General features: G+C 59.6%; 13 protein-coding genes. 9 read left to right on the plus strand and 4 right to left on the minus strand.

Features of this window, described 5'->3' with window-relative positions; translation table 11 throughout:
* Positions 1 to 73: 73 nt before the first annotated feature.
* From DBY20_01620 to DBY20_01630, 3 genes are all read left to right on the plus strand, one after another.
* Positions 74 to 973, plus strand: coding sequence for a hypothetical protein (locus DBY20_01620; protein ID PWL79947.1), 900 nt, complete (start codon positions 74 to 76; stop codon positions 971 to 973).
* On the plus strand, positions 970 to 3,342 hold the full coding sequence (locus DBY20_01625) for a dimethyl sulfoxide reductase subunit A (GenBank protein ID PWL79948.1): 2,373 nt from the start codon (positions 970 to 972) through the stop codon (positions 3,340 to 3,342). Before DBY20_01620 ends, DBY20_01625 begins: the two co-directional genes overlap by 4 nt.
* A gap of 77 nt (positions 3,343 to 3,419) precedes the next feature.
* Positions 3,420 to 3,974 carry a dimethyl sulfoxide reductase subunit B gene (locus DBY20_01630; protein ID PWL80004.1) on the plus strand — a complete coding sequence of 185 codons (555 nt, stop codon included), beginning with the start codon at positions 3,420 to 3,422 and terminating at the stop codon, positions 3,972 to 3,974.
* 1,248 nt (positions 3,975 to 5,222) lie between these two features.
* On the opposite strand, the gene DBY20_01635 is transcribed toward DBY20_01630, so the two are convergent.
* Complete coding sequence (locus tag DBY20_01635; GenBank protein PWL79949.1) at positions 5,223 to 7,013, minus strand: hypothetical protein; 1,791 nt, start codon at positions 7,011 to 7,013, stop codon at positions 5,223 to 5,225.
* Positions 7,014 to 7,147: 134 nt separating this feature from the next.
* Between DBY20_01635 and DBY20_01640 the strand changes: the two genes are divergently transcribed.
* The gene (locus DBY20_01640) at positions 7,148 to 7,981 is read left to right on the plus strand and encodes a hypothetical protein (protein PWL79950.1); all 834 of its coding nucleotides are present in this window, start codon (positions 7,148 to 7,150) and stop codon (positions 7,979 to 7,981) included.
* Positions 7,982 to 8,358: 377 nt separating this feature from the next.
* Positions 8,359 to 9,156: a hypothetical protein gene (locus tag DBY20_01645; protein ID PWL80005.1), complete on the plus strand. Its 798-nt coding sequence runs from the start codon at positions 8,359 to 8,361 to the stop codon at positions 9,154 to 9,156.
* Between the two features lie 153 nt (positions 9,157 to 9,309).
* Here the strand turns inward: DBY20_01645 and DBY20_01650 are convergent, their stop codons facing one another.
* Positions 9,310 to 9,687: a hypothetical protein gene (locus DBY20_01650; GenBank protein ID PWL79951.1), complete on the minus strand. Its 378-nt coding sequence runs from the start codon at positions 9,685 to 9,687 to the stop codon at positions 9,310 to 9,312.
* Between the two features lie 709 nt (positions 9,688 to 10,396).
* Here DBY20_01650 and DBY20_01655 point away from each other — a divergent pair.
* From DBY20_01655 to DBY20_01665, 3 genes are all read left to right on the plus strand, one after another.
* A complete protein-coding gene (locus tag DBY20_01655) occupies positions 10,397 to 10,843 on the plus strand; it encodes a GNAT family N-acetyltransferase (GenBank protein PWL79952.1) in 447 nt (148 codons plus the stop codon).
* A gap of 111 nt (positions 10,844 to 10,954) precedes the next feature.
* Positions 10,955 to 11,524, plus strand: a complete 570-nt coding sequence (locus DBY20_01660) for a GrpB family protein (GenBank protein ID PWL79953.1) — start codon at positions 10,955 to 10,957, stop codon at positions 11,522 to 11,524.
* A gap of 31 nt (positions 11,525 to 11,555) precedes the next feature.
* Positions 11,556 to 11,741, plus strand: coding sequence for a hypothetical protein (locus DBY20_01665; GenBank protein PWL79954.1), 186 nt, complete (start codon positions 11,556 to 11,558; stop codon positions 11,739 to 11,741).
* 108 nt (positions 11,742 to 11,849) lie between these two features.
* Here the strand turns inward: DBY20_01665 and DBY20_01670 are convergent, their stop codons facing one another.
* Positions 11,850 to 12,524: a TIGR00266 family protein gene (locus DBY20_01670; protein PWL79955.1), complete on the minus strand. Its 675-nt coding sequence runs from the start codon at positions 12,522 to 12,524 to the stop codon at positions 11,850 to 11,852.
* Positions 12,488 to 12,751, minus strand: a complete 264-nt coding sequence (locus DBY20_01675; protein PWL80006.1) for a hypothetical protein — start codon at positions 12,749 to 12,751, stop codon at positions 12,488 to 12,490. Before DBY20_01675 ends, DBY20_01670 begins: the two co-directional genes overlap by 37 nt.
* Positions 12,752 to 12,864: 113 nt before the next feature.
* On the opposite strand from DBY20_01675, the gene DBY20_01680 reads away from it, so the two are divergent.
* Positions 12,865 to 13,572, plus strand: coding sequence for a TetR/AcrR family transcriptional regulator (locus tag DBY20_01680; protein PWL79956.1), 708 nt, complete (start codon positions 12,865 to 12,867; stop codon positions 13,570 to 13,572).
* Position 13,573: the final 1 nt, after the last annotated feature.

The following is a 13,573-nucleotide window of genomic DNA, read 5'->3' on the forward strand; positions in this document are numbered from 1 at the left end:
GCCCTATAATGGCAGCGAAACGGGTGCCGCTCGCGTTACGGGCGCATCCTTGATGGCGGAGGAGGGGGCGGCGATGGACTGTTCCAAGGCACATGCCGTTACTCTTTGGTGCGCCGTGCTGGCAAAGGCGTATCGCGGGTTTTCCCAGGGGGCCCTCAAGGATGCCCTTTCCACTCGCTTTCGAATCATCATTCAACTCACCTTGCCCGGTTGCGCGCGCTTGCGTCCGATGGACCTTTCGAGGGCGCTGGCGATCAAGCCGGATGATGCGCGTGCGACTCTTGAGTCACTGGAAGATCAGGGCTTGGTCACATGCAGCGCTCCTGATGGATGCTATGAGCTGACGGAACGAGGAAAGGATGAGGCGGCGAATTACGTTGCCGAGCTCGATGGGTTCTTCGGGCTTTGCGCGAGCGCGCTTTCCGATGAGGACAAGAGGGTCCTTGCGGGTTTCGTGCGGTCAGTGCTCCTGGTCCCCGGCGGATTTTATTCGCACAAGCAGGACATCGATTGCTCGGATCCGGAATGCGGGTCGCGATATTGCCTGCTGGCCTACGCGCAGGTCTTCCAGGTTTTCGTGACGACGGTAAAGCGTTCGGCTGGTTTCTCGGTCACCGATTTCCGCTTTCTGCTCGAGCTGTATCCGAAGAAGCGCTTTGGCGAGAAGATTCATCGCGCCAAGGACATGGTTCGCTTCCTGCGCACGGGACGTGCCTACGTGGCGACGGCTTCGGTGCGCCTGGAAGAACGGGGCTTCATCTCGCGGCATTCCGATGAGAAGGATGCTCGCGGCGTGCTCTTCAAGCTGGAGCCTGCCGGGTTCCTGTGCGTGCAGGATACGTCCGAAGACATCTACACGGTTCTGGTGGCGTTCTATGGTGATACCTGCGACAGCCGGGTCACTCTCGACGTTCTCAAGAGGCTGCTCGTTGCGGAAGATGCCGCGCTCGAACATCTTGCGAGGCAACGATGACCAGGTGGGCCTCACAGCGCGCCGATCGCTCGGGGATCAGCGAGGTTCGGCAGACGTGCTCGTTCAATTGCGGATCGCGTTGCCTGCTGCGTCTCCAGGTGCGTGACGGAAAGATCCTGTGGGTCGAGACCGACAACGGCGAGGAGGCCTCGGGAGTTCCGCGGATGCGCGCCTGCCTGCGCGGGCGGGCACTGCGTTATTGGGTCGATTGTCCCGAGCGCCTGAACGAGCCCCTGCGACGCGTCGGACCGCGCGGATCGGGCCTGTTCGAGCCCGTGAGTTGGGACGAGGCCCTCGACGAAATCGCCAGTCGCATCGAGCACACCGTGAAGACGTGGGGAAACGAGGCTGTCCTCATTCCCTATGCGACGGCCATCTGGTCCGCATCGGGGTCCCCCTTCGAGAGGCTCATGAACTGCTATGGCGGACATCTCGGGATTTACGGTGACTACAGCTGCATGCAGCTCCAGGCTGCCTGCGATTTGCTTTACGGGGATGACGGCTACTATTCCGGATCGACGCTCGACGAGGCCGCCCATGCCGATCTGGTGGTGTTCTTCGGAGCCAATCCCGCCCTCACGCGCATGGGAGGGGCGAGTGGGGCGTATCGGTTCGCCCGGGCAAGGGAGAGGGCGCTGGCCGAGGGGCGCCCCTTCAAGACGGTCGCCATCGATCCCTATCAAAGCGATGCGGTCATCCAGGAGGGCGACGAGTGGATTCCCATCAGGCCCGGGACGGATGCCGCGTTCGTCGCGGGCGTGGCGTACGTCCTCATCACCGAAGGGCTCGTCGACGAGGAGTTCGTCCATAGGTACTGCGTCGGCTACGATGCCCCGACGATGCCGGAGGGGGTTGACGCGACCGAGGGATACAAGAGCTATGTACTTGGCGATGCGTCCGACGGCGTGCCGAAGACGCCCACTTGGGCGGCTAGGATCACGGGTTGTCCCTCGACGAGGATAGCCACGTTCGCCCATGAGCTCGCGCATGCGCGACGCGCGTTCGTCATGCAGGGATGGGGACCGCAGCGCACGGCTTGTGGGGAGCAATCCGCACGGGCCATCTGCCTGCTTGCCATCCTTACGGGCAATATCGGCCTGCCCGGCACCAACGGCGGCGCCCGCGAGCGGTTGTTCGCACCCTGCCTGCCCGACGATTTCGTCGGCGAGAATCCCGTGAAGACGACGATACCCGCTTTCTCGTGGTCACGCGCCGTCTTCGATGCGGCGAAGATGACGAGGGACGATGCGGGGGTCCGCGGATCCGATGGACTGAGCGTCCCGGTCAAGCTCATCATCAACCATGCCGGAAACGCGCTGACGAACCAGCACGCCGATATCAACCGCACGCACGAGATACTGGCCGACGAGAGCCTGTGCGAGTTCATCGTGGGCATCGATGTGGTCATGACCGATTCGATGCGATATGCCGACATCATCTTGCCCGACGTTGCGCAGGTCGAGCAGGCATCGCTCAGGGCTTCGGGAAACTCCGATGGATTGCGGGCGGTCATCGGGTGCGAGTCATGGGATGCCGACTTGCACGATCGCAGGCCGGCGTGGGATGTTGCTCATGATCTTGCCCGGCGTCTGGGGGTGGAGGAGTCGTTTTGCAGCAGGGGGTCGAGTCACGTCGAATCCGAGGAGTCCCGCTGGGCCGAAAGCGACCTCTCGAAATGCGAGCACGCTTTCGATGCACTTTCCAAAGACGGTCTCGTCCTGCAGTCGCAGGAGCTCGGCATGGTTGCCTACCGGGCTTTCCGAGAGGATCCCGATGCGAACCCCCTGCCCACGCCTTCGGGGAAGATAGAGATCTACTCGCAGCGCGTGGCCGAGCGGATGTCGCGCATGGATCATGACCAGGTGCGGATGATGAGTCCCATTCCGGCATATGTTCCCGATCCGGAGGGGGCGGAGGTGGCCGCGGACGGGAGCTTTCCGTTCCAGTTCATCACCCACCACGGACGTCAAAGCGTTCACTCGAGCATGGCAAACGTCAGGGAGATCGAGGCGGTGACTGCACGGAGGCTCCTGATCAACCCGGTTGATGCCGGGGCGCTGCGGATAGGACCGGAGACGCCCGTCGTGGTGGAGAACGGCCGCGGAGCCCTCGTCTGCCGCGTTCGCATAACGCCGAGGATCATGCCCGGCGTCGTGAGCTTGCCCGAGGGAGGCTGGCATGATGCGGATATGGAAGGCGACCGTCTTGATTGGGGCGCCTGCTCCAATACGCTGACATCGGACGAGCCGACGGCCTGGTCTTATGGTAATCCCCACAACTCGTGCTTGGTCAGGATTCGTTTGCTATCGGATGCGGAGCGAGAGGAGCTCGAACGAAGAGAAGACCGTGGGGGAGGTGAGAGCGCGTGATTGACGAAGATGCGCATGGCAGCCAATTTGGCTTTTCCTATGACCAGGGTCTGTGCACGGGCTGCAAGACATGCGAGATGGCGTGCAAGGACTATCACGACCTTGGTTCGAATGTTTCCTTCCGCACCGTTTACGAGTACGCGGGAGGAACCTGGCAGCAGGATCGGGATGGGGCGTGGGAGCAGGATGTCTTCGCCTTCTACATCTCCATGTCCTGTAACCATTGCTCGAACCCGGCGTGCCTGAGGGTGTGTCCCGTGGACGCGGTCATCAAAGGCGATTTCGGCTTCGTGATGATTGACACCGAGGCATGCACTGGCTGCCAGATTTGCGTTCTGGCCTGCCCGTATCACGCCCCGCGCCTCGACGGGGCAAGCGGATGCGTCCAGAAGTGCGATGGATGCTTCGACAGGGTCGAGGAGGGACTTGCGCCCATCTGCGTCGAGGCATGTCCCCAGCGCGCCCTTGACTTCGGATTGTACAAGGAGATTGACCGCCCGCTCTTGGTCGAGCGCGTTGGTGCGATGCCCGACCCGTCGATCACGCAGCCAAACTACGCGATCGATCCGTGCGAGGTCGCCACTCGGGTGACGGTCGAGCCCGACGACTTGCGCAATCTTCAGGAAACGTAGGCGTTACCAAGATGGGATGCGCGTGCTACTATCGTCTTGCCTGCAGGGTGTTCCACGTAGACTATCCGATGGCGTATTGATCTCGCATGGAGGTTGCTATGGAGTGCACGGTCGATCGGCAAGGGCAACCAACGGTTTTCGGTTCTTGCCCGTGCTCCGATGCGGAGATGAACCCGTTTTGCAAATCCCTTAACGAGCAGACGCGCTGCAAGCTCTGCGCGGCATCGAGGGAGGCAGCTGTTCGTCAAACGTGGCGCAATCGTTCCTTCTGCTGAGTTCTCTTCGGAGATACTCATCGTGAAATCCGGTGTTATCGCCACGGTTTTATTGACGGAGAGTGGAAAGACTCAAGGATGCTTTCTTGGGCATAGAGGATACGTCGTCAACATAATTCGGGTTGCGGGGTCCACCGAGCGATATTCTGCCGGATACACCGATTCTCATTTCGGATACGTCTTCACAGACGCCCATCTCTGCGCTATTCAGCTAGAGATTGTGCGGGAGTGCTTTCGCGAAGACTCTGACTTTGCATGGAAGATACTGATCGAGCTCACCAACCGCAGCAAGGACTTCCTAGAAAGTCTTACTTTAGTATCCGAGATGTCCGGAGCCGAGAAGGTCGCTTGGCTTCTCGATGAGCTTGAAGGAGCAGGCGTCGACCTGACGGCCGTTACGCACGAGACGATTGGGCGTGTCCTCAACATGAACCGCGTGAGCGTCTCGCGCGTCATGGCATCGGCGCTGGAAGAGCGTTCGCGGCGCTGAGGTTTCATCAGCGCATCCTGGCAACGTGGTGCCTAGCTTTCCATAACCGATTCGCTTGTAACATGCGTTACCAAGGGGCTCTGCCCGTAACACAGGTTACAGACGAGGCTCGCAGCGCCCCCATAGACTCTTCTCATCGTCAGCTACGAGAAGTAGAGAAGGGGGAGGTCTAATGTCCGAGGAGAGTTTTGTCTACACTGCGTGTCCTGGGTGGGGTGACCACGAGTATTGCGCACTGAAGACGGTCGTCAAGGACGGCAAGATCATCCGCACGGAGCCCGCTGATTACACGGGCTGCGAGTGCAAGGAAGGTTTCATCTGCCAGAAGGGCGTCATGTCCTGGCGTCAGGTGTACAACGAGAAGCGCCTTACGGTGCCGCCGTGGCATTCGCCGGTCACGCACAAGCAATCCTTGGCACGGTGGGATGGCGCATGTACCAGCTCTCGATGCCTTGGATGCTTGCAAGCGATGTGTCCTCCGCCTCAGAGCGTGAGCTGCTGGATGTACACGTCGTTACGGAGCTCCTTGGCGTGCTTGGGGTCGACCTGCCCGTCGTGGGCCATCTCCTTCACGTATTCGAGCTCGCGGGAAAGCGCCTGGGCCTGGACGTCCTCCACCGCATCGTAGACGTCACGCAGGGCGCGAAAATGCGCGGTGAGGATTGATGGGTCTTCGGCCTCCTCGTCACCGTCGTAGAAACCGGATTCCCTGAGCTCGGAGTCGAGCTCCTCGATGCGCTCGTATTGCTCGTCGCATTGCGCTATCACCTGTCGGGCCTGCGCGGCCACGTCGGCGGAGGCGCGCTTGGCGATGTCTGCGAGCTGGTCGGCGTAGCGCTTCATCACGATGACCGTGGCCGGTTCGTCAACATCGCCGTTTACGGCTGCCATCTGCGCCGATGCCTCCCCGGTGACCGATCCCGTCTGGTGGGCATCGGCCCTTATGGATTCGATGACCCGCATGAGTAGGCGCGCTTCGGCATCCACCTGCCTTTTCGTGCGGCGCGAATCGGCCTTGTGCGGTACCAGCGCCGGCACGGCGAAGTTCGCCAGCAAGAGCGTGCACAGGATGACGCCGGAAGCGATGGACGCGAGCATGGTGTGGACCGGGAGCGCCCCGGATGCCGGTAGCGTGACGGGCACTGTCAGGATGAGCGAGAGCGTGATGCCGCCCTTGGGGCCCGCGAAGGCCGTGGCCAGTGCACTGCGAAAGTGCTCGCCGTCGAGCAAGGTGCGCACGGGCTGCCTGCGGGCGAGGCAGTGCACGACGTCCATCCCCGCGATCCAGCAGAAGCGTACGATTTCCAGAATTAGCGTGAGGACGATGACGACGCCGAACATGAGCCACGGATCGCCGAAGCCGCCGTCGGCAGCCGGCGCGATGAAGCGGGGCAGCTGCATGCCCAGCAAGACGAAGATGATGCCGTTGAGGATGAAGCCGAGCGTATCCCAGACGCCCTTGGCCTGCATGCGCTGGCGCGCGGTCTGGGGCGTGTGACGATGGGGGAGAAGCGACATGACCATGCCCGCCATGACCACGGCGATGACGGCGCCGATGTGGATCTGGTGGCAGATGAGGTAGATCACGAAGGGCAAGAGCAGCTCGAGAGTCACGTGCAGGTTGGGGCTGTCGATGCCGCGACGGCGGATGAACTCCAGCAACAGCCATGCCGCGAAGCCCAGGATGACGCCTCCGAAAAGTCCGCCGAAGAGCTCCAGGGCGAGCTCCTCGCCGGCGTGCGCCAGGGAAAGCGCCCCCGTGAGGGCAAATCCGATGGCGGTCTTGAACACCACCGTACCGGTCACGTCGTTGAAGAACGCCTCGCCCATCAAAAGCGTCTCGTGGCGCTTGCCGAAGCGGAAGTCCTTGGAGAGCTCCGTGACGGCCACCGCGTCGGTCGATCCCATGGCGGCGCCAAAGGCGATGGCGGCGGCCAATGGGATGGCGGGAAGCAGCGCGTGCAGCGCGAAGCCCACGGCGACGACGGTGACGAGCACGAGTCCCACGGCAAGCGAGAAGATGCCCCAGCGGCTCTTCCAGAGGGCGCCGGAATCGGCATGGCGCGACTCGTTGAAGTGCAGCGGGGCGATGAACAGGATGAGCAGCAGCTCGGCATCCAGCCCGGTGTCGAAGGAGCCCGTGACGAAGACGGCGATGACGGCACCGAGCGCAATCTGCACGAGGGGAAGCGACAACGCGGGCAGGAAGCGCCCGATGATGCTGGAGACCACCACGGCCGCCAGCAGGAACAGCACGAGTTGCAGCGCTTCCATCCGTGTCCTCCTTCGTAGGTTTTCAGAGCATTGTAGCGCGATGAGTTAGTGGGGAAGCCGACGGATAATGAGAAGCGCTCTTTAATATGTATGTATTATAATACATACAACAACATTAGACCGAGGAGCTGCCAGTGGGTACTCGCGATGTCATAAAGAAGTTACAAGACTACACGCATCTCGCGTGGGACGAGAAAGCCGTCACAAGTGGCACGGGTGGCACGTTCCTCAAGTCGCGTACCAAATCGAGTAGGGGAAACATCTACTATAAGCTTTCCTGCTATGACCGACATCAGGGTATTTACGGACACGAATCCGTGAACGAGCTCATCGCGAGCCGTCTGCTCGATAATCTCGGCATTTCCCATATCCCCTATAAGCTCGTACATGCACTTGTCATGGTGAAGGGGCAGACGCACGAGACGTGGCTCAGCGAGTCGAGGGACTATCGTCGTCCCCACGAGCGACGCCAGGCCCTTGACACCTATATCGACCTGAATGCCCGGGGTGATGAGTCGCCACTCGAATTTTGCACGAAACGGGGATGGACGGATGCGATTAACGCGATGATGGCGTTCGATTATCTCATCATCAATCGCGATCGCCATGGCGCGAACATCGAGGTTATCTTGCGTGACGGGACGGTCGAGCTTGCGCCACTTTTTGACCATGGCGTCTCCTTCGCGTTTTCGTGTTACGACGACGAAGAGCGGATACGTACGTTCGATCCGATGGCTGACAGAAACGCAAACAACTACATCGGATCGCGTTCGCTCGAGCGCAATCTCGAACTTGTCCCGTCAGGCACGCTACAAGGCAGCGTGCTCTCTGATGGGGGTGCATCCCTTTTCCGGGGACTCGAAGATGCGATGCCCGACTGCCTTCGGGAAAAGATATGGGAGATCGTCAGCACGCGCTGGCAGCATCTTGCAGACCTTGGCATAGCAAAGGAGCGTGGTGACCAATGACGGTCGAATACTTTGCCATACGGGACAGCGCGCGCAGAAAGGCCTCGCCGTGCGCGTTCATGCGTCACGCCGATGATATAGGCTTCGAGATTGATATCGATTCAGACGTTTCCGTGGATGAAGTGCCGGCGTTCTTCGTTCCGTTTGTCGAGAAGGAGGAGCGCTATATCGGTGCGGACCTAGCCCTTCGTTGGGTACGTGAGCGTGTGCCACCTCCGGGAAGGCAAAACCTGGGCGAGATTCTGGATGCCCATGGGCTTAGCGAATACAGCGAGCTTGCGCTGCTGCGGGCAGGACGTGGGGAGAGCTCTCAGGATAGTTTCGTCGTCGAGGAAATAGACGAGGCAAGCTACGAGTCAGGCCGCGTTGATCGAACGATGCAGCGCCGGCAGAAGCTCGGCCAGGAGATCAAAGCACGGCGCATGGGTCTGGGCATGTCCCAGCGCGAACTTGCGGATGCCATCGGCATCGACCAGCCGGCATTGAGTCGGATTGAGGCGGGCAAGGCCAATGTGACCTTCGACTTGCTGGCTGATATCGATGAGGTGCTTTCCGGGGATAGTCGGCCGATACTGAGTCTTACTAGACGCGCGTTGTGGAATGCGGAACGCAGAGAATTGCATGGGCTCATCAAGCGAAGCGCGCCATCGCTTGCCCAGGTATATAAGCGGCTGATTGACGAGCTTGAGGTGTATTTTGAAGATGCGGCATCGGCGAATGTGGATGCGCGGATTATCTCGTGGTGTTTCGAGGAGCTTGGCTCCACAATCGCGGGACTAGAGAAGGAAGCGCCTGCATTCGAGGGATGCATGAGCCAACTCATTGTCCTTGAGGACACTCTGAAGGATGCGCTCGAGAAGCTTCTCGATGCAAACGAGGAGCTCTTCGAGTTGACCAGGAGAGCCAATCGTGTCGATGCCAAAGGCAAGTACGTGGCTCCAGGGCAAGACGATTTCAGCACGTTTCTTGCGTTGTTTGAGGCTAGCGACATGCAAGATGCGGTGATGCACGTGTTAAGGAATCCGTACTGGTTAGATGCATTGAGCGATGCAGGGTTAACCGAGCACCGCACCGACCTTGGGGCAGGCAGTGAGTTCGGCACGCAGCTTCGCGTTTGGCGGACCGGAGGAGCAACATGCCATGCTCGAGTCCGAGGGCGTGGATTTCGACGATGACGGCCGTGTGATGATGGAGAAATGCCAGTGGGATGATTGCGGCGTCGATTGGGAGACGGAGCTGGTGCAGTGGCCACTTCACGATTGCGAGAGTTGCGATGAGCCGAGGAAAGATTGCAAGAGGACACTGGCTTAAAGCTGCCGTAGTCTCAATTACTCCTCTTTCACCTCCACCATCGCATATTCCACCCGCTGCTTGGCCTCTGCCTTGCGGCGATACGCCGTCGAGCGTGACACGCCAAGGGCCTCGGCGATTGTCTCGGCTGCCGTTCTGACGAGCCAGTCGTCGGTCTCCGATTCGCTCATGCCGGCAATTGCGCTGTCGGCAGGCGCTTGCTTTCTCTTGCGACCGGCGCCGCGCTTGTAGGCATCGCGGTCGTACTCGAAGACGAGCTCGCCGCCGGCGGGAGGGTCGGGAAGTGTGACGGTGATGCCCATCGCGCCCAGGTCACGGGCCAGTGTCTGTATGGCAGATGTCTCTTTATCGCCAATCTTCCCTGACAGGGGAATGATTACTCTTACCAGGCTCATGCGTGTCCCTCATTTCGCGTGGATGATCTCATTGTATCCCAAAATTAAATATGACATATACGGATTGTGTTGCTATAATAGAACAAATGTTCGTATACGAGCAGAGAAGCATCTGCTCCTTGAAATCTGAACACCGGGTCGCTCGTCGCGAAAGCGGCTGGTGATATGGGTAGGTGCAAGCGTATCTCGCTAGGCAGAAAGCAGGTACGCGTATGGATATGGAGTTTCTGGTCGCCTTGTTGCAGCTGTATGCCTCGATTGCCGCTCTGCTCGTGGCGGTCGTGGTAGGCACAAGGCAGATGAAATGAAATAACCACCCACAATGTGAGTGGCTATCTCGCTCAAGTAACTGATAGGAATACTTGAGATACGCGCACCGTTGCAGCGGTGAGTGCCTACCCATCCTATCATACTGCGTGGTTAAAGTCCATGGTCAGAACAGCTTCTCACTTCCCGTACGCCCCGTTGTCGTGCTTCGTCGCCGTCACTATCGAGAAGTGAAAGATCGGCTTGTCCACGCGGCGGATGCCGACGCGCATGTGCGGCATGCCAGCAGGCAGAAGATGATGCTCGTCTTGGTCAGCAGATGCTCTTTGCTATCGAGCGCGAGCATGATCTCGCCACCGAGGTTGTAAGAGTCATTCAGATGCGATGACCCTTCATGGCATTTACAATGATGCCAAAGTCCGCGTCTCAAGGAGAACCGTTCGTGCTCATTCGCGAGGAACATGGCGACAGACGGCGTCACCTGCCCCTGCTCCTGCTTGCCGATGAGCAGGAAAGCATGGTCGATCGCTATCTCGACGAAGGCACGATGTACGTCCTGGAGGTCGACGGCGTCGTGGTGGGCGAGTGCGTTGTGAACGATGTGGGCAACGGCGTGCTGGAGATCAAGAACATCGCTGTCAATCCCTCTCACCAGCACCAGGGTTATGGGCGCATACTCATCGACTTCGTGGCCATGCGCCATGCAGGCGAGTATGACATCCTGCAAGTGGGGACAGGCGACAGTCCGCTCACCGTGCCGTTTTACGAGCGATGCGGCTTCGAGCGCTCTCATGTGGTCGAAGGATTCTTCACGGAAAACTACGACCATCCCATATTCGAGGGCGGTGTTCGGCTTGTCGACATGGTCTATCTGCGCAAGCGTTTGTAGATGGAGCTTGGGTTTACCGTGCGGCGGTTCCTCTTATCCTTTCGCGCCTGTCCTAATCCGGCTAAGAGTATTTACAATGACTCCATGGCCACGACCAAAGGAGCGCTACCTGTGTCCAAATCCTTGACCGACATGTCCCTTGAGGAGCTCTGGCAGCTCTTTCCCATCGAGCTCGTGGAGCATCGGGATTGCTGGGCTGGCTGGTATCGAGAGGAGGCCTCCGCGCTCGATGGCATCCTGTCTCCGGGCCTGCCGCATGCAATCCACCACATCGGTAGCACGGCAATCGATGGCATCTGGGCAAAACCCATCGTCGACATTCTCGTCGAGCTACCCGATGATGCGGCCATCGAATCCGCCAAGGCACGGCTTGCAGCCCATGGCTACCTGGCCATGGCCGACCGCGACCTCAACAAGGGCTACACGCCGGAAGGCTTCGCCGAGCGGGTTTTCCACGTCCACTTGCGCATTGCCGGCGACAATGATGAGCTTTACTTCCGCGATTATCTCAACGCCCATCCCGATGTCGCCCAAGAGTACGAGCGCCTCAAGCTCTCGCTTTGGAAGGAGTTCGAGCACGACCGCGATGGTTACACGCAGGCGAAGGCCGCCTTCGTCAGGAAGCACACGGACCTCGCCAAGGCCGAGCATTCGTCTGGCACGGACGTGTTACCCTGCTGAGTAACACATGTGGTTACTTGAAGGAGCAGACATGGAAGCCGGTACGCAGATGAAGGGTCATGTGGACTCCACGTTGAAGGAGACGGCCGAAGACATCCGCTGCGAAGATCATCCGCAGCAGGAAGCTGCGACAGCGCCGGGAGAACTTCCCGCGGACAAGAAGGCACTCGCAGATGAGCTCATCAAGCAGTATCGCCTCGAGGAGCTCTGCAGGTAATACGCATCCATGAGAAGCGGCAGGGGTTGCTCCTCGCCGCTTCATCTTCAGGAATAGCTTGCATTCGAAGCCGCATGCGGGAATTGCTCCGCGCCTGTGCCGCCTTCGCTAGCTGGAGACGGGCAGGTGCGCGGCGATGGAGTTTGCCAGCGTCGCGAGCGGCATCGTCTGCAGCCACAGCGTACCCGGGCCAGTCACCTTCGTGTTGAAGAGGCCTTCGCCGCCCAGCATGATGTTCTTGGCTCCATGGATGCGCTCGACCTCGATCGTCATGCCCTCGGTAAATCCGAGCACGTTGCCGGTGTCAATGAGCATGCTCTGCCCGGCGGCCAGCTCGTACTTCATCAGCTCGCCATCACATTCCAGAAAGACGATGCCCTGACCGCTCATGCGCTGCATGATGAAGCCCTCGCCGCCAAAGAAGCCGCCACTCATCTTCTTATTGAAGAAGATCGACAAATCAACGCCCATCTCCGAGGCGAGAAACGACATCTTCTGGGCGATGAAGCCCTTGCCAGGCTCGATTTGGATGGGAAGGATCTTGCCGGGAAAGCTCGAACCGAACGCGATGAGGCCGGCCGATGACGCGGTATAGATGTTCTGGAACATGGACTCGCCCGAGAACATCTTGGAGAACATCTTACCGACACCGCCGCCAGTCGTCTCCATGGTCATGCAGGGATCCATCCACACCATCGATCCCTTCTCGGTCTTCATCTGCTCACCGGCCTCCAGGTGGCAGACCACTACGGGAAACGCTCCGCCTTCGATTTCGTATTGCATGGGTCCTCCTCGACTTGGGCATTCGAACCATCGGGAGCGCCATTATAAGCGGTTTGCCATGCACGACGGTCGCAAACCGACGCTTCCCGGCGTGCGCGGAGTCCCGTGCGATGCTGCGTGTCGATATCGTTTCCCTGACGGTTCGGTGACGTGGGGTCGATGGCTTTGAAGCATGCCTTTAGAATGACCGTGACCTGCTCCTTCGATTCGGCCAGCTGATGTGCGATGAATCAAGGAAATCGCACCGAGCGTAGCAGCCGCGCACATGCCAGTGTTTAACAAAATCCCTTGGATTATGAAACGTGAGTATGGTTTTATGGTGACTCCGAAAGGGGTACTCATGACTAATATCCCCCGATATGGCAACCGCACGCCCGCCAAAGCGGCTTCACATGTCAGACCTCGACGCAAGAATCTCATGGAAACACGACGTCTTTCTGGGACGCAGGGCTCGATCGTGAGCGCGGCACGCAAACTCATAGAGCGCAATGGAGTCCATGCGACGACGGTCACCGCCATCGCCGAGGAAGCCAACGTCACGCGCGAGCTCGTCTACTATCACTTCCAAAACAAGAATGGCGTCATAGAGGCGCTGCTCGATGACTATGTCGAGGATCTTGTGGAAAGCGTCATCACGTGGAACGAGGAGCGCACCTTCGGCGACACCGCCGGGTCGCTCAAGAAGTGCATACGCACCTTCCGTTACGTGCTCTACGATGCAAAGGGCAAACCGCGCCCGATGATTCACGTGCTCGAGGAGCTGGGGGTGCGCGATGCGTTCGGCGTGCGGGCAGCGCAGGAGACGGTGGACTGCTTCAGCGACCACATCGTCACGGAGTATGCGGCCCATCATCAGATCGAGATCGACCTCGTATACGAAATGCTCTGCGTCACGATTTACGGCCTGGTGGGGTTAGCCAAGATCAAGCCCAGCGTCTCGGACGAGGAGCTCATGAAGATCGTGGAGCAGACGCTCCGCCTTGACATGGGTGTGATCGAGGAAGCCGGGAGCAAGCGCGAGGCCACCCCAAACGCATCCGAGGCATAGC

This window comes from Coriobacteriia bacterium (assembly GCA_003149935.1).
Classification (GTDB): domain Bacteria; phylum Actinomycetota; class Coriobacteriia; order Coriobacteriales; family QAMH01; genus QAMH01.

What these genes read in the sequence shown, in the direction of transcription:
- DBY20_01620 (PWL79947.1), top strand. Translation starts at nt 74, where the DNA reads ATGGACTGTTCCAAGGCACATGCCGTTACTCTTTGGTGCGCCGTGCTG.
- DBY20_01625 (PWL79948.1), top strand. Translation starts at nt 970, where the DNA reads ATGACCAGGTGGGCCTCACAGCGCGCCGATCGCTCGGGGATCAGCGAG.
- DBY20_01630 (PWL80004.1), top strand. Translation starts at nt 3,420, where the DNA reads ATGGCGTGCAAGGACTATCACGACCTTGGTTCGAATGTTTCCTTCCGC.
- DBY20_01635 (PWL79949.1), bottom strand. Translation starts at nt 7,013, where the DNA reads ATGGAAGCGCTGCAACTCGTGCTGTTCCTGCTGGCGGCCGTGGTGGTC.
- DBY20_01645 (PWL80005.1), top strand. Translation starts at nt 8,359, where the DNA reads ATGCAGCGCCGGCAGAAGCTCGGCCAGGAGATCAAAGCACGGCGCATG.
- DBY20_01650 (PWL79951.1), bottom strand. Translation starts at nt 9,687, where the DNA reads ATGAGCCTGGTAAGAGTAATCATTCCCCTGTCAGGGAAGATTGGCGAT.
- DBY20_01665 (PWL79954.1), top strand. Translation starts at nt 11,556, where the DNA reads ATGGAAGCCGGTACGCAGATGAAGGGTCATGTGGACTCCACGTTGAAG.
- DBY20_01670 (PWL79955.1), bottom strand. Translation starts at nt 12,524, where the DNA reads ATGCAATACGAAATCGAAGGCGGAGCGTTTCCCGTAGTGGTCTGCCAC.
- DBY20_01680 (PWL79956.1), top strand. Translation starts at nt 12,865, where the DNA reads ATGACTAATATCCCCCGATATGGCAACCGCACGCCCGCCAAAGCGGCT.